This window comes from Winogradskyella psychrotolerans, assembly GCF_018860565.1.
GTDB lineage: Bacteria > Bacteroidota > Bacteroidia > Flavobacteriales > Flavobacteriaceae > Winogradskyella > Winogradskyella damuponensis.
The window spans coordinates 88,319-104,244 of record NZ_JAHKPS010000013.1 but is presented as its reverse complement, the minus strand read 5'-3'; the positions used below and the strand labels follow the sequence as shown (position 1 = coordinate 104,244).

Annotated in this window: 14 protein-coding genes; 13 read left to right on the top strand and 1 reads right to left on the bottom strand. The window is 31.5% G+C overall.

From position 1 onward, the window contains the following. Nucleotides 1-14 precede the first annotated feature (14 nt). From KO504_RS05035 to KO504_RS04975, 13 genes are read left to right on the top strand one after another with little or no spacing between them, the layout of a single operon-like run. Entirely contained in the window at nucleotides 15-608 is a 594-nt protein-coding gene (locus KO504_RS05035) for an ATP-binding cassette domain-containing protein (RefSeq protein ID WP_215925241.1), read from the top strand. A gap of 2 nt (nucleotides 609-610) precedes the next feature. Further along, the gene (locus KO504_RS05030; protein ID WP_215925240.1) at nucleotides 611-1,801 is read left to right on the top strand and encodes an FtsX-like permease family protein; all 1,191 of its coding nucleotides are present in this window, start codon (nucleotides 611-613) and stop codon (nucleotides 1,799-1,801) included. A gap of 45 nt (nucleotides 1,802-1,846) precedes the next feature. Further along, complete coding sequence (locus tag KO504_RS05025) at nucleotides 1,847-3,415, top strand: type I restriction-modification system subunit M (protein WP_215925239.1); 1,569 nt, start codon at nucleotides 1,847-1,849, stop codon at nucleotides 3,413-3,415. Next, complete coding sequence (locus KO504_RS05020; RefSeq protein ID WP_215925238.1) at nucleotides 3,399-4,682, top strand: restriction endonuclease subunit S; 1,284 nt, start codon at nucleotides 3,399-3,401, stop codon at nucleotides 4,680-4,682. The genes KO504_RS05025 and KO504_RS05020 overlap by 17 nt, the downstream gene beginning before the upstream one ends. Nucleotides 4,683-4,686: 4 nt before the next feature. Further along, on the top strand, nucleotides 4,687-5,859 hold the full coding sequence (locus tag KO504_RS05015) for a toll/interleukin-1 receptor domain-containing protein (protein WP_215925237.1): 1,173 nt from the start codon (nucleotides 4,687-4,689) through the stop codon (nucleotides 5,857-5,859). Beyond that, a complete protein-coding gene (locus KO504_RS05010; protein ID WP_215925236.1) occupies nucleotides 5,841-6,428 on the top strand; it encodes a hypothetical protein in 588 nt (195 codons plus the stop codon). The genes KO504_RS05015 and KO504_RS05010 overlap by 19 nt, the downstream gene beginning before the upstream one ends. Before the next feature lie 2 nt (nucleotides 6,429-6,430). Further along, nucleotides 6,431-7,123, top strand: coding sequence for a TIR domain-containing protein (locus KO504_RS05005; RefSeq protein WP_215925235.1), 693 nt, complete (start codon nucleotides 6,431-6,433; stop codon nucleotides 7,121-7,123). 23 nt (nucleotides 7,124-7,146) lie between these two features. Further along, entirely contained in the window at nucleotides 7,147-7,668 is a 522-nt protein-coding gene (locus tag KO504_RS05000; RefSeq protein WP_215925234.1) for a hypothetical protein, read from the top strand. A 5-nt stretch (nucleotides 7,669-7,673) separates the two neighbouring features. Further along, the gene (locus KO504_RS04995) at nucleotides 7,674-8,324 is read left to right on the top strand and encodes a hypothetical protein (protein WP_215925233.1); all 651 of its coding nucleotides are present in this window, start codon (nucleotides 7,674-7,676) and stop codon (nucleotides 8,322-8,324) included. Beyond that, nucleotides 8,306-9,469, top strand: coding sequence for a PD-(D/E)XK nuclease family protein (locus KO504_RS04990; protein WP_215925232.1), 1,164 nt, complete (start codon nucleotides 8,306-8,308; stop codon nucleotides 9,467-9,469). The genes KO504_RS04995 and KO504_RS04990 overlap by 19 nt, the downstream gene beginning before the upstream one ends. Nucleotides 9,470-9,487: 18 nt before the next feature. After that, the gene (locus KO504_RS04985; RefSeq protein ID WP_215925231.1) at nucleotides 9,488-11,278 is read left to right on the top strand and encodes a GmrSD restriction endonuclease domain-containing protein; all 1,791 of its coding nucleotides are present in this window, start codon (nucleotides 9,488-9,490) and stop codon (nucleotides 11,276-11,278) included. 28 nt (nucleotides 11,279-11,306) lie between these two features. Beyond that, the gene (locus KO504_RS04980) at nucleotides 11,307-12,332 is read left to right on the top strand and encodes a hypothetical protein (protein WP_215925230.1); all 1,026 of its coding nucleotides are present in this window, start codon (nucleotides 11,307-11,309) and stop codon (nucleotides 12,330-12,332) included. Nucleotides 12,333-12,348: 16 nt separating this feature from the next. Beyond that, on the top strand, nucleotides 12,349-15,492 hold the full coding sequence (locus KO504_RS04975; RefSeq protein ID WP_215925229.1) for a type I restriction endonuclease subunit R: 3,144 nt from the start codon (nucleotides 12,349-12,351) through the stop codon (nucleotides 15,490-15,492). Here KO504_RS04975 and KO504_RS04970 read toward each other — a convergent pair. Then, nucleotides 15,489-15,908: a hypothetical protein gene (locus KO504_RS04970; RefSeq protein ID WP_215925228.1), complete on the bottom strand. Its 420-nt coding sequence runs from the start codon at nucleotides 15,906-15,908 to the stop codon at nucleotides 15,489-15,491. The two genes, KO504_RS04975 and KO504_RS04970, sit on opposite strands and share 4 nt — an antisense overlap. Nucleotides 15,909-15,926 lie beyond the last annotated feature (18 nt).

Sequence of the window (15,926 nt, the reverse complement as noted above, 5' to 3'; positions counted from 1 at the left end):
TAAAACCATCTTATATGTCAGAGGACGAAGTTTCTACCTCTGACATATACATGCAACCTAATGTTGTTTTTAATAGTGGAAAAAACTATTTAATAAAGGCAAATTCGGGTCACGGCAAAACATCTATTTTAAATTTTATTTACGGAAGCAGTACTAATTATGAAGGAAAGATAAACTACAATTCTGATACAGAAATTAACGTGATTAGTTTACGAAAAACAAAACTAAGTTATGTTTTTCAAGATTATAAATTATTTCCTAGTCTTAGCGTATTTCAAAATATAATACTCAAAAATAATTTAACACACCATAAGACTCAAGACCAAATAGATGCGCTTATTAACCATCTTAACCTTGGACATAAAAGAGATAGTTTAGTAGAAAATCTGTCGTTAGGGCAAAAGCAACGTGTTGCTATAATTAGAGCCTTGTGCCAACCATTCCATTTTATATTGTTAGATGAGCCTTTTAGTCATCTCGATCCTACCAACATTAAAATAGTCTCAGCTTTAATTCAAAAAGAAGCCAAACAACAAAATGCAGGTATAATAATGACGGCTCTAGATGAAGTATTTGCCTTTAATTTTGATACAACAATAAATTTGTAATTATGCTCAAAAAATTACAAAAAAAAACGCTCGTAAAAACACAATTGTTTGGTTATATGTTAACCTTACTCATTGGTGTATTTATTATTGTATCTACTATTCAATTATTTATAGATGTTAAACCTTTAATAAACGAAAAAACCGATGTTTTTAATGCCAAAACCGCTGTAATTAGTAAACAGGTTTCGGTATTTAAATCTATTGATAAACAAAAAATATACTTTAAACCGAACGAGTTAGAGGAATTAAAAGCACAACCATTTGTCAAAAATATATCTGTTTTTAATAATGCTAATTTTAAAATAAAAGCATTTTCTAATCAATCGGAAAGTATACCTCTTTTTCAAACCGACTTGTTTTTTGAAAGTATACCAGATGATTATCTAGATGTGAAATCTGAAGATTGGCAATGGAACCAAACAGAAAATTTTGTACCCATAGTTATTCCAGAATCTTATTTAACGCTCTATAATTTCGGATTTGCAGAAAGTCAAGGTTTACCAGTATTATCTAAAAATACAATTTCGCAGATAGCATTTAACCTTAAAGTGTCTGGTAATAGTAACACAGAAGTTTACAGTTCAAAAATTGTGGGATTTTCAAATAAGATAAATTCCATATTAGTGCCCGAAGCATTTTTAAGTTATGCTAATACAAAATTCGGTCGTGCAGATACGTCACGGATTAGTAGAGTTTTAGTTGAATTTAATAATCCTTCAGACGAGAACATACTTCGCTATTTTAATGATAACAATTACGATATAAGTAAAGAGAAGTTAGAATTTAGCAAACTCTCATTCTTTTTTAAATCAGGATTAATATTTATAACTGGTATTGCTTTGGTCATTATAGCATTGTCAATCGCTTTCATTTTATTGAGTTTTAATCTTATAATTCAAAAAAATAAAGACGTCATTGTTAACCTTTATACCATAGGTTACACGTACCAAAGTATTGCTAAATTTTACCAAATTGTTATAAGTGTAACAACTGTAATAGCAGTTGTTTTTGGTATTGCTATTAGTTATTATATACGTTCTGAGTATATTAAAAAATTTAATACATTTTTCGATTTTTCAGAAAGTAATAACCAAATAGTGATAATTGGTTGTGTGCTCGCTATTATTTTAGTGAGTATTTATAATGTTTATATTATTAATAATATAAAAAACACCGTAACAAAAACTAGGTAGAAATAAAGCTTTTAATTAAAGCAATAAAAAATACAAACCCATTAAATGGCTAAAAAAGCAACACCAAAAAAAACAAAATCTATAGAAGAAACCCTTTGGGATTCTGCAAATAAACTTAGAGGAACGGTAGAAAGCTCAGAATACAAACACGTTGTTCTAGGTTTAATATTCTTAAAATTTGCGAGTGATAAATTCCAGAAACGTCGTCAAGAATTGATAGACGATGGCAAAGAGAAGTTTCTAGATATGGTAGAATTTTATGCGCAAGACAATGTATTCTATCTAACCGAAGAATCGCGTTGGAGCTACATAATCGCCAATGCCAAACAAGATGACATTGCTTTAAAAATAGATACTGCTTTATATACCGTAGAAAAAAACAATCCATCGCTTAAAGGCGCATTACCAGACAATTACTTTTCGCGTTTAAATATGGACGTGAGCAAGCTAGCCGCTTTATTAGATACCATAAACAATATAGACACCCTAAAAGACCAACAACAAGATATTGTTGGGCGCGTGTACGAGTATTTTTTAAGCAAGTTTGCTATTGCAGAAGGAAAAGGAAAAGGCGAATTCTACACACCTAAAAGTATTGTAAACCTTATTGCAGAATTAATAGAACCTTATAAAGGGAAGATTTACGATCCTGCTTGTGGTTCTGGTGGTATGTTTGTGCAGTCTATGAAATTTATAGACAGCCACAATGGTAATAAAAAAGACGTTTCTATTTATGGGCAAGAATACACAGCAACCACTTATAAGTTGGCAAAAATGAACTTGGCCATACGTGGTATAGCTGCCAATTTAGGAGATGTACCAGCAGATACCTTTGCCAAAGACCAACACCCAGATTTAAAGGCAGATTATATTATGGCAAATCCACCTTTTAACCAAAAGGATTGGAGAGCCAGTGACGAGTTACTAGACGACCCACGTTGGCGAGGGTATGAGGTACCACAAACAGGAAATGCCAATTATGGTTGGATACTCAATATGGTGTCTAAACTCTCAGACAATGGTGTTGCTGGTTTTATACTAGCCAATGGTGCTTTATCTGGTGGAGGAACCGAATACGACATACGTAAAAAACTCATTGAAAATAAATTAGTAGAAGCCATTTTAATTTTGCCACGTAACTTGTTTTATACCACAGATATTTCGGTAACGCTTTGGATTATAAATAACAATAAAAGAGAGCGTCAAGTTAAACTGAATGATGTAGAAAAAAACTACAGAAACAGAGAAGACGAAATCTTGTTTATGGATTTAAGGCAAACAGGAATTCCGTTTGAAAAAAAATACACACAGTTTTCAGAAGATAATATTAGTGATATAAGTGAAACCTATCACAAATGGCAACAAGTTGAAAGCGATTATAAAGATATTCCAGAATTTTGCTATTCCGCTTCTTTAGAAGAGGTGCGTAAAAAAGATTACTCTTTAATACCAAGTAAATACGTTGAGTTCGTCAACCGAGACGAAAACATCAATTTTGACGAAAAGATGAAAAGTTTACAGACCGAATTTGCGGAACTCTTAAAAGAAGAAGCAGAATCTAAAACCGAATTGCTAAACGTTTTTAAAGAATTAGGTTATGCCATTAAATTATAAACGTTTAGGTGATTACATACAACCGATAAATCAGAGAAACGTTAACCTTGAAGTTCAAACTTTATTAGGTGTAAGTATTAAGAAAGTACTTATGCCATCCATTGCAAATACTGTGGGTACAGATATGTCTCGCTATAAAATTATCAAGAAAAACCAGTTTGCTTATGGACCTGTAACGTCTAGAAATGGAGATAAAATATCTATTGCACTTTTAGAAGAACATGATAAAGCATTAGTGTCTCAAGCTTATACCGTTTTCGAAATTATAGATGATGAAGCATTAAATGCCGAATATTTAATGATGTGGTTTAGACGACCTGAATTTGACCGTTATGCACGTTTTAAATCGCATGGAAGCGCAAGAGAAACGTTTGATTGGGATGAACTAGAGGATACAGAACTACCCATCCCATGCCTAGAAAAACAACGCGAAATAGTAGCAGAATACAACACCATAGTAAACCGTATTAAACTAAACGAAACCCTAAACAAAAAACTAGAAGACACAGCACAAGCCTTATATAAACATTGGTTTGTAGATTTCAACTTTCCAATTACAAAAGAAAGTTGTCCTGAACTGGTTTCGGGATCCCCTGAATTGGAAGGAAAACCTTATAAATCTTCTGGTGGTGAAATGGTTTATAATGAAGAGTTGGATAAGGAGATTCCTGAGGGGTGGGAGGTTAATAAAGTTGGAGAGCTGTTTGAAACTTTAGGTGGAGGAACACCATCAACAACTGTAAAAGAATACTGGGAAAATGGCGATATTTTATGGTATTCACCTACTGACGTAACAGGTGGAAATGGGATTTTTTCAAAAACAACAACAAAAAAGATAACCGAGTTAGGTTTAAATAAAAGTTCGGCAAAATTAATTCCTGCAAATTCTTTATTAATGACAAGTAGGGCTACAGTCGGTAAGTTATTGATTAATGAAACTATAGCTTCTACAAATCAGGGTTTTATATCGATAATTCCAAATGATAAATTTAGTTCATATTATTTGTATGATTGGATTAAAACTCAAATGGAGGAAATATTATCATTAGCTAGTGGGAGTACATTTTTAGAAATTAGTAAGTCAGATTTTAGAAATTTATCATTTACCGAACCAACAGATTTAATCTTATCTAACTATCAGAAAAGAATTGAACCCTTATTCGATTCTATAAAAAATAATATTAGTCAAATCAATTTATTATTAGAGTTGAAAGATTTAGTCCTTGCCAAAATGACAAAAGTTGAAACCAGAACTTCAGTAGTTTAAAATTATGAAATATAAATATCAATTAATTGTTTTAGGAAATCTTGGGAGCTTTTCAGATAAGATAGTGGATTTATTCTATAAAAAAATAGTAGAACTAAAACTAGTACAAGACTATTTTAAGATAATAAATCAAGAAAATTTTAATTCAGAATATAATGGTAATCAGCCAGCATTCGCAATATATTTTGGTGATGAAAATGGAAGTTTTAAAGACTTAACAATAACGGAGACTTTAATAAAAGATGGTACTTTAATACTACCTGTCTATTATACAGAAAACAGCTTCAATGTTGAGATACCTAAAATACTTGAAAATCAAAACGGTCTTTTATATGATGCTACAAAAGATATAAAAATTGTTAATCTAGCATTAGAAGCTTTTGAATTATTGCGGTCTTCTAGAAAAGTATTTGTGAGTTATAAGAGAAGCGAATCTTCATCTGTGGCAATTCAATTATATGAAGCTTTAGAAAGAAATAATTTTGATGTCTTTTTAGATACACATTCTATAAAGCCTGGAGAACCTTTTCAAGAAGAACTTTGGCATAGAATGACAGATTGCGATGTTATTGTGTTGTTAAACACACCAAAATTTTTAGAAAGCTATTGGTGTACAGAAGAAATTGCAGAAGCTAACGCAAAACAAATAGGTATAATTCAATTGGTATGGCCAACCCATAAATTGGAAGCTATGGCTCATGTTTGTCTGCCTATTCAACTTAAAGAGAATAATTTTGAAAATGATGTATTTGATAATGTAAATACATCTAAACTAACGGAAATATTTGTTAATGATTTGGTAAAAGAGGTAGAGTCAATGAGAGCTAGAAACTTAGCCTCTAGACAAGATAGTTTAATTACAGAGTTTACCAATTTTGCATCTAAACATGGTAAAAAAATAAACTTACAACCAGAACGCTTTATTTCTGAAGAATTGCATAATGGAAAAAGAAGAATTTTTATTCCCACTGTAGGAGTCCCGCAATCGGTAAATTGTAATCAGTCAGAAGAAATCATTAAAGAAATAAAGGACTACGAAGTGGATAGTGTTCATTTAATTTATGATGATTTAAAAATTAGAGATAAATGGCTAAATCATTTAGACTGGTTAAATGAATATTTAAAGGTACAGACTATTAAAAAACAAAATTTTGACGAATGGCTAGAGAAGAATTAAAAAACATATTTCTTTCAGCAAGCATACCACTTCCAGAAAGAGACGCAAAGTATTATCAAACAGCAGATATTATTGCTATTCGTGATGCTGTTATTGCGTTATGTACAACAGTATTACCAAATCACAGATTAATTTGGGGAGGACACCCATCAATTACCCCTTTAGTAAACTATGTTTTGCAAAAGATGAATATGGATGTTCAAGACCATGTCACAATGTATCAATCTAAATTTTTTGAGAAATTTTATCCTGAGGATAATAATAAATTCGAAAACGTAATACTTACGCCTACTTTGGAAGATAGAGATAATAGTCTAAGGCTAATGCGAGAATTAATGTTAGGTGGTAAAGAGTTTGCTGCTGGTATTTTTATTGGAGGAATGGACGGTGTGGAAGACGAATATAAAATGTTTAGAGAATTACATCCAGAAGCTCTAATAATTCCACTAGCTAGTACAGGAGCAGCTGCAAAATTTATATATGAAAATAGCATTAATAGAAATGAAAGATTTCAAAATGACTATGCGTTTTCTTCAACATTTCAAGAACTTCTAATTGATAAAATATAGTTATGGGAAGAAAAGTATTTGTGTCGTATAAATATGGAGATACACATGTGCCAGATTTATATAAGGTAGATGAAATTGAGATTTTTGGAAGAACTTATAGAACGGCGAGAGCAACAAGAGTTAGGGATTATGTGGATGAGTTACAAGAAATAATTGGTAAGGATAATATTAATTTAGGTGAAAAAGATGGGGAAAGTCTTCAGCATTTTGCTGATGAAACTATTAAGTCTGCTTTAAAAGATAAAATTTTTAATAGTAGTGTAACAATTGTTATGATTTCAAAAGGAATGAAAGAAACATATAAAGCTGAAAGCGACCAATGGATACCATGGGAGATTTCTTATTCTTTAAGACAAACGACAAGAGCAGATAGAACCAGTAGAATGAATGGAGTTATTGCAGTGGTTTTACCTGATGAAAATAACTCTTATGATTGGTATATTACTCATGATTCAGAATGTAATTGTACTAACTATAATACTTCTAAATTATTTCAAATTATAAAAGCGAATATGTTTAATGAGAAAAAACCGAATAAAAGAGTCTGTAACGGATATTATGTGTATTCAGGTGAATTTTCTTATATATTAAATGTTAAGTGGGAAGATTTTAAAGTAGCCCATAAATCATATATAGAAAGAGCTGTTGAAATTAGAGATAACAAAGAATTATATGATACGCACATAAATATATAGCTTAACGAAATAATAGTTTAACTATGCAGACTGAACAACAACAAGCCTTTTTAATAGAAGAAATTTGGTTACTTACCTTTGGTGGTGCGTTTCAGCACACAGGTATATATAAGCCAAAAACCAAAGAAATAGACCGTACCCGTTTTAGAAACAAGCTTAGAGGGTATGTAGAGAATACCATTTTAAGCCAATACAAAACATCAATAACGGAGGATACCATTCATCTAGAAAATATACAAGCTATTGGTCAGTTTACAGAAGTTTTTACAGAAGTTTTAAAAGCACCCATAAATATTGGTGTAAGCCAAAAACTACTTAATCTGGCTTTGAAATATTACTGGTGTTTGGGTATCATACCAGAACCACCACATTGCCCAGTGGATAGAATTATACAGCAACGCTTATACAAGCAACCTTTAGTGAATTGGACGCAATTAAATTGTGCAGATACCTATATGCAAATTATACATGAGATAAGAAGTAAAGCTAAAGACAGTCAGCAAAGCATAGCACAATGGGAGTTGGTTAATTTTGATAGACGATAATAATTATGGAAAACGTATTTAAAGTTTTTGAGAAACTATTTACAGAGCGTTGTAATCATATTCCTTTATTAGATATGGGAGAGGACTCTGTTCGCTATGATTTTTTTACAGCACTTACTTTGGATAAAGGCTTAAAAAATTATGAAATTATTTTAGAAAGTGGAATAGATTCTCGCTGTTATATACCGAGAGCAAATATACGTGCTTATAGAAAAGAAAAGCCTAAAATGGACTTAGTGGTAGATAAATTAAATATCTGTGCGGAATTTGGTTTGTTTCGCCAAAATAGTAATGAAGAAGGAACAATTAATAAAACAAATAGATTAATTAAAACCCTAAACGATATGATTCGTTTAGGGTTGGAAACCTACTTCACTAAACGTAAAGCGTATTTTATTTGCGTTGCAGATGCTAAAATGTTAGGGCACCAATTACAATCTAAACTTTTAGAGCGATTTCCTGCAGATTATAGAATCACACCAAATTTAGTAACAGAGCTATGTGAAATGAAAACTTCAAATTTTGATTTTCGTTTTGTAGATAAAATGAATGAATTAAATCTAAGTTTTAATGCTAATATTTTGCATAACGAGCCAATTTTAGCGGATAAAATTAATATGGAAACAAGACTTATAATTTGGGAAGTAATATGTTAGAAGGAAAAGAAAAGATTGATTTAGATTGGTTACAAACGTTTTTAGATGAAAACGAAATCCCCAAAATAAAAGGTAAGCCTAAAACCTTTTTAGGTATTGCGAAACAACCACATTATGAAAATGTGTTGTCTAATATCTATGCGTTTTATTTTAATGTAAATGAAGTGCATAAATTTAAAGACTTGTTTATTAGTAGTTTATTGGAATGCGTATATAAAACAAATCTTGGTAAACAAAAAACAGGATTAGAAAATTTCTTTGATTTTGTGTCAGAAACGGAATATCCAACAAATAAAGGAGGTAGAATAGATTTGATATTAAGTAACAAAGAACAAGCCATTATTGTTGAAAACAAAGTATACCATAATCTTAATAATGATTTAAATGATTATTGGACAAGTACAAAAAAACAGGAAGAATATAAAATCGGTATTGTATTATCAATTCAGCCAATTTCTAAAATTAATCACCTTCATTTTATAAACATTACGCACTTACAATTACTAAATCAAGTGATGCAAAATATTGGAGGATATTTGTTAGAGGCGAACGAGAAATATATAGTGTTTTTAAAAGACTTGTATCAAAATGTTATTAACTTAAGTACAGATATAATGAATACCAAAGAAATTGAATTTTATTTAAAAAATAGAGATGAAATACATTATACAGCACGTTTTTTAAATAGATTTAAAGACCATATAAAGCAAGAAGTAGAACAGGCTTGTCATATTTTAAATGGTGACACACCTTTTTTAAAGTTAAATAATACAGGGAATAGATTTAGATACTATAAAAGTATCAAAGTGCCCAATTTAATGTTTACAGTAGTCTTTGATCAGTTATATATTGATAGTAAAAAGAGAATTTGGATCGTTGTAGAGCTAAATGGCGAGGCTTTAATAGATGTTGGTATGTATAAAGAGATTGATTTTACAATTGAGGAAAAGCAATGTTTTACACAGGATTTTTATACTAGAAAACATTCTGGCTGGGCCCATTTTGCAGGTATTGGTTTCTATCTTGTAAAAGATGAATTACCGCTTAATAATTTGGCTGAGTTTATTGCTGAGAAAATTGAAACAGAACATTTATTGTCCATATTTAAAAAAATAGAAGATTTTTTAATTGCTAATAAAAAATAATAAAACACGTTTTAAACTATGGCAAAATATTCAGTACACCAGCAACCTGTAGAAACCTTATTAAGTTGGATAAAATCTGGCGAAATAGCGATACCTGAAATACAACGCCCTTTTGTTTGGAAAAGCGCAAAAGTTAGAGATTTAATAGATTCTTTATATCAAGGTTATCCTGTGGGTTATATTATAACATGGCGTAATCCAGATGTAAAATTAAAGAATGGTGAATTGTCTGCAGGTAAAAAAGTTTTAATAGATGGTCAACAACGTATTACAGCATTAACAGCTGCTGTGGTTGGACAACGAGTATTGAATAAAAACTACAAAGAGATTAATATTCGTATTGCTTTTAACCCACTAACCGAAAAGTTCGAGGTACTTAATAAAGCTTTTGAAAAAAGTCCAGAATGGATAAATAATATTAATCCAATAATTAATGATGAGATTTCTATAACCAAAGCCATTAGAGAATATCTAAAATTAAACCCAGAGGTAGATGAGGATTTAATAGAAGAGCGTATAGAAAGCTTAAAACGTATTAAAAACAAACAAGTTGGTATTATAGAATTAGATAGTTCATTAGATATAGATACAGTAACCGATATCTTTATTCGTATCAACCAAAAAGGGGTGGTGCTGAGTAATGCAGACTTCGTGATGTCTAAAATAGCTTCCGATGAGGTTTATGGCGGAAATAAAATGCGAAAATTAGTCGATTACTTTTGTAGACTATTAGTGGATAAAGATTTCAATAAACACATTTTAGATAACGATACTGTATTCGCTAATAGCGACTATTACAAAGCGTCTAAATGGATGGCAACAGGTAGTGACGATTTGTACATTCCAGATTATATAGATGTGTTACGTGTGGCATTTACCTATAAATTTAGTCGTGGAAAATTTAGCGATTTAGTAGCGTTGCTGTCTGGTCGTAATTTTGAAACTAGAACGTATGAGAGCGATATTGCAGAATGTAGTTATAATCTGCTATCAGAAGGCTTAACAGATTTTGTTAACCAAACCAGTTACCAACGTTTTATTATGTTGGTAAAGTCAGCAGGTTTAATAAGTCAGAAGTTAATCGCTTCAAAAAACAGTTTAAACTTTTCCTATGCTTTGTATTTAAAACTACGGAATGAGCGTATGCCAGAATCGGAGATTCAACACTATGTTAAGCGTTGGTTAGTAATGTCATTACTTATTGGTCGTTATTCAGGGTCTGTAGAATCTATGATTGATGAAGACATCAAACAAATTAATGAGAAAGGTGTTAAGGTATATTTACAGCAAATGGAACAAAACCATTTGGGACATGGATTTTGGGAATTTTCACTGGTAAATCAATTAGAATCTTCTAGTGTTAATAACAATGCCTATAATGTGTATTTAGCAGCGCAATGTTATGGTAATGCACCAGCATTTTTATCAAAAAGCATGAAAATTAGTAGCTTAATTGAGCAGCGCGGCGATGTACATCATATTTTTCCAAAAAAATACTTAGCACAAAATGGGTTTATACCAAAGCAATATAATCAAGTAGCAAATTTTGTGTACACAGAACAAGCTACTAATATTAAAGTGGGCATGTTAACACCACAAAATTACATAGCTAAGGTTGCAACACAAATTGAAGATGGCGTTTTTGATATTAGTACTTTAGATTCTAAAATAGGATTAGAAGAAAACCTTTTGCTAAATGATATACCAAAAACATTACATAAGGCAACGCATTTAGATTATAATGATTTTCTTGTAGAACGACGTAAGCTAATGGCTGCTAAAATTAAAACTTATTACGAACAATTATAAACTTAATACTAAAATTAAATAATTAAAAATGAAACAGATTTACCTACTGTTACTATTACTCACCTTTTCAACCCAATTAAAAGCAGAAACAAGCCCAATAAACGTTGCTGACTTAAATTTTAGAATAGCGCCAATGTCAACGCATCAAATGGCTTATGGTTTTGCAGAAGGGGATAAGATAATTATTAATTATTCTGAAGAACGTGGTAAAAAACTCAAGAATTTTGAAATAATTGAATATAAGGCTTCTAAAGTGTACTCAGACTTTAATGTTATAACTATTAATCAGAAGGAGGTTGTGATAAAAAGGACTGGGATTTATATTTTTAAATTTGAAAATACGTCATTAGCAAGGCGTATATGTAACTTTAAAATAGATAGAATTCCAGTTTCAGAAGATTTAATTTCATTTAATACCACAGTAAAAGAACGTACTTTAACAGATACAACATATACGATTAGACAAGAAGAATATGTTAAAAGCGAGTCATATAAAGTAAAGGAAGTGACTAAAAATCAGCATTTCTATGTGAATAGTGGTTCTAATGCTATGTTTAAAGGAGGCAAGTCTAGAGTTACACTGCCTTTTGTTTTACCTCAAAATACAGTAAAATGGTATTATACAGTGTCGTCCTTTAGAGATAATGATTTGATAGAAAGCACCAATGAACAAATTAATTTAGTTTCAGATTTAAGTAGTTTAGTGGATAGTACAGGAAGCCTAGGCTTTGCTATAGATCAATTAGCTACTCCACCAGGAGCAGATTATTGTGATGTGTATTTATTAGATCATTCAAATAATAGTCTCTTTTTAAATAAAGACGCTTTTAAACATTATCCTATTGGCACAAGAGAAAATATCATAGCTGCTAATGTTGAGATTACAAGTGAATTTACTCAACAGATGTATTTAGGAATTAAAAACCCAGATAGTATGCATGGCATTAATGTTTTGGTGAGTATTGCTGCTATTGTAAAAGAACAAGAAATAGGCATTAAAGAAATTAAAGAGCCTCATATAACTTCTACAAAAGAGTTATATTTAGAGAACTAAGTTAGTTATAGTTAAAATGAGCAAATTCACAGAAGCACAACTAGAAAACGTTTTTATAGAGTTATTAGGTCACGAAGGTATTCCACATGTGTTAGGAAATACCATTGAGCGTAAGCCTGAAGATGTGCTTATTAAAGCAGATATTATAAGCTATTTGCAAAGCCAATATAAAGACGATAATATTACAGATACCGAAATTAATTCTGTTATCCGTAAGCTAGAAGTATTTAGCGCTTCAGATTTATATGAGTCTAATAAGCAAATCATGAAACTGATCTCTAATGGGTTTCAGCTAGAGCGAGAAGACCGTTCTAAAAAAGACTTATATATTCATCTTATTGATTACTCAAATTCAGATAACAATACCTATAAAATTGTAAACCAGTTAGAAATCAACGGCTATGAAAAGCGTATTCCAGATGGTATATTATACATCAATGGATTGCCTTTAGTGGTCTTTGAGTTTAAAACTGCTATTAGAGAAAACACTACAATACATGATGCTTATGTGCAATTAACCACACGTTATAGACGGGATATTCCCGAACTATTTAAGTACAATGCCTTTTGTATCATTAGCGATGGTGTAAATAATAAAATGGGCTCGTTTTTCGCTAATTACGAGTTTTATTATGCTTGGAGAAAAGTATTAGGCTTAGATAAAGAAGTGGATGGTATCAATAGCATGTATACCATGATCCAAGGCTTGTTTAATAAAAATAGATTAAGACAAGTTATACATCATTTTATATATTTTCCAGATTCTAACAAGCATGAGTTAAAAATTGTGTGTCGTTATCCGCAATATTATGCGGCTACTAAGTTGTTAGAAAACATAAAGCAGCACCAAAAACCAGAAGGGGACGGTAAAGGCGGAACCTATTTTGGAGCTACAGGTTGTGGTAAAAGTTTTACGATGTTGTTTTTGTCGAGACTGTTAATGCGTAGTCCACATTTTAAAAGTCCTACACTAATTATTATAACTGACCGCACCGATTTAGATGATCAATTATCAGCGGAATTTACAAATGCAAAACAATATATAGGTGACAACAATATTATAAGTGTAGAAAGCCGAAAAGAACTAAAAGAATTACTGAAAGGCAGAAAAAGTGGAGGTGTATTTTTAACAACTATACATAAATTTACAGAAGACTTAGAGGTTTTAACCGATAGAACTAATGTGATTTGTATCTCAGACGAAGCTCATCGTAGTCAAATTAACTTAGACCAAAAAGTAACGGTTACAGAAGATGGCGTAAAAAAAACCTATGGATTTGCTAAGTATTTACACGATTCCTTACCAAATGCAACCTATGTTGGGTTTACAGGTACACCAATAGATGCGACTTTAAATGTGTTTGGAGACATTATAGATTCATATACCATGACAGAGTCCGAAAAAGATGAAATCACGGTACGTATTGTTTATGAAGGTCGTGCTGCAAAAGTAGTTCTAGAAAATAAAAAGCTTTACGAAATAGAAGAGTACTATAGATTGTGTGCAGAAGAAGGAGCTAACGATTATCAAATAGAAGAAAGTAAAAAGGCATCAGCAAATATGAATGCCGTTATTGGTGATCCAGACCGTCTAAGAGCGGTAGCTGAAGATTTTGTAAAGCACTATGAAACCAGAATAGAGGAGGGGGCAACCATAAAAGGTAAAGCTTTGTTTGTGTGTAGTTCTAGACCTATAGCGTTTCATTTATATCAAGAGATCGTAGCTTTAAGACCGCAATGGGCAGAGGTAAAAGCCTTTGAGGAAGGGTCTACACTTACCGAAAAGGAGAAAAAGGAAATCAAACCAATGGAGCGCATTAAAATGATAATGACACGAGGTAAAGATGACCCAAAAGAAATGTACGATTTACTAGGTACAAAAGAGGATAGAAAAGAATTAGACCGACAATTTAAAAACGAAAAATCGAACTTTAAGATTGCTATTGTAGTCGATATGTGGTTAACTGGTTTCGATGTCCCTTTTCTAGATACTATGTATATAGATAAACCCATACAACAGCATAATCTAATTCAAACGATATCTAGAGTAAATAGAAAGTACAAGACCAAATCTAAAGGTTTAGTTGTCGATTATATTGGATTTAAAAAGCAGATGAATTTAGCGTTAAAGCAGTATTCTGCGGTTGATGGTCAGAATTTTGAAGATATTGAAACGTCTATCGTAGTTGTAAAAGACCAATTAGATTTGTTAGCCAAACTGTTTCATAAGTTTGATGCTTCTAATTATTTCTTAGGAAAAGGAGTAAAACAGCTAGAATGCCTAAACTTAGGAGCTGAGTTTGTACAGCGTACCAAGAATATAGAAACCCGTTTTATGAATATTGTAAAACGCTTAAAAGCAGCTTACGATATCTGTTGTGGTGCTGATGCATTTACGGAAGAGCAGAAAGACCATATTCATTTTTATTTAGCTATACGTTCTATTGTATACAAACTTACCAAAGGAAACGCACCAGATACAGCACAGATGAATGCTAGAGTGCGCGAAATGATAAAAGATGCGTTGCAAAGTGATGGCGTTGAAGAGATCTTTAAATTAGGAGAAGACCAGCAGAATGAAATAGATATTTTTGATGAAGCCTATTTATCAAAAATCGAGAAAATAAAATTGCCCAATACTAAGATTAAACTCTTGCAACAGCTGCTACTGAAAGCTATTGATGAATTAAAGAAAACAAATAAAATGCAAGGGGTTGATTTCTCTAAAAAGTTTAAATCTATAGTAGATAAATATAACGAGCGTAGCGAACAAGATATTCTGCAAAGTAACGTTCTGGAAGATTTTACAGATGAAATTATAGATTTATATCATGAGCTTAGAAAAGAAAAAGAGTCGTTTCAAGACATGGGTATCGATTTTGAAGAAAAAGCATTTTATGATATTCTAAAGGCTATAGCACATAAATACGATTTTAATTATCCAGACGATAAATTAATACACTTAGCAAAGGAGGTTAAGAAAGTTGTGGATGATAAAGCAAAATATACAGACTGGAACCAAAGAGATGATATTAAAGCAGAGCTAAAAGTAGACTTAATAATTCTTTTAGCTGAAAACGATTATCCTCCGATCACTAAAGATGAGGTTTTTAAGGAGATCTTTGAGCAAGCTGAAAATTTTAAAAAAAATAATATCTAATTGTTCCTCATATAAACAACCACCCCCTCAACCATATCAAAATAAGGGTACTGTCCAAATTCGTTAGGTTGCATATTTTTTATAAAATGATAACGACTATTTAATTTTTCCAATAATTGAGTAAGATCCCCTTTAGTGGCAGGTTTGTTAGATTCTTTCGTTAAAAGGCTTTTAATAGCATTAGCAGCGAGAACTCCAGCGGCAGCATTTCCAACACCTGCTAATGACATATTCTCATTGTGTGGAGTAGGTGTAGTTACTTCTGAGGATGGTGTTGTAAGTACTTGTGATTCCGTTTTTCGGGCATGATATGCCTTAGAACGACAAGTATTGCTACAATATCGCTGTACACGTCTCCGTTTTGGCTCAAATTCTTTAAAACAATACGCGCAAGTGTAAAATTTATTGTCTCTCATTTAGCGTAAAATAAACGT

Bases quoted from the DNA above. Each gene is read 5' to 3' on its own strand.
- KO504_RS05035 (WP_215925241.1), top strand. From the start codon at position 15: ATGTCAGAGGACGAAGTTTCTACCTCTGACATATACATGCAACCTAAT.
- KO504_RS05030 (WP_215925240.1), top strand. From the start codon at position 611: ATGCTCAAAAAATTACAAAAAAAAACGCTCGTAAAAACACAATTGTTT.
- KO504_RS05025 (WP_215925239.1), top strand. From the start codon at position 1,847: ATGGCTAAAAAAGCAACACCAAAAAAAACAAAATCTATAGAAGAAACC.
- KO504_RS05020 (WP_215925238.1), top strand. From the start codon at position 3,399: ATGCCATTAAATTATAAACGTTTAGGTGATTACATACAACCGATAAAT.
- KO504_RS05015 (WP_215925237.1), top strand. From the start codon at position 4,687: ATGAAATATAAATATCAATTAATTGTTTTAGGAAATCTTGGGAGCTTT.
- KO504_RS05010 (WP_215925236.1), top strand. From the start codon at position 5,841: ATGGCTAGAGAAGAATTAAAAAACATATTTCTTTCAGCAAGCATACCA.
- KO504_RS05005 (WP_215925235.1), top strand. From the start codon at position 6,431: ATGGGAAGAAAAGTATTTGTGTCGTATAAATATGGAGATACACATGTG.
- KO504_RS05000 (WP_215925234.1), top strand. From the start codon at position 7,147: ATGCAGACTGAACAACAACAAGCCTTTTTAATAGAAGAAATTTGGTTA.
- KO504_RS04995 (WP_215925233.1), top strand. From the start codon at position 7,674: ATGGAAAACGTATTTAAAGTTTTTGAGAAACTATTTACAGAGCGTTGT.
- KO504_RS04985 (WP_215925231.1), top strand. From the start codon at position 9,488: ATGGCAAAATATTCAGTACACCAGCAACCTGTAGAAACCTTATTAAGT.
- KO504_RS04980 (WP_215925230.1), top strand. From the start codon at position 11,307: ATGAAACAGATTTACCTACTGTTACTATTACTCACCTTTTCAACCCAA.
- KO504_RS04975 (WP_215925229.1), top strand. From the start codon at position 12,349: ATGAGCAAATTCACAGAAGCACAACTAGAAAACGTTTTTATAGAGTTA.
- KO504_RS04970 (WP_215925228.1), bottom strand. From the start codon at position 15,908: ATGAGAGACAATAAATTTTACACTTGCGCGTATTGTTTTAAAGAATTT.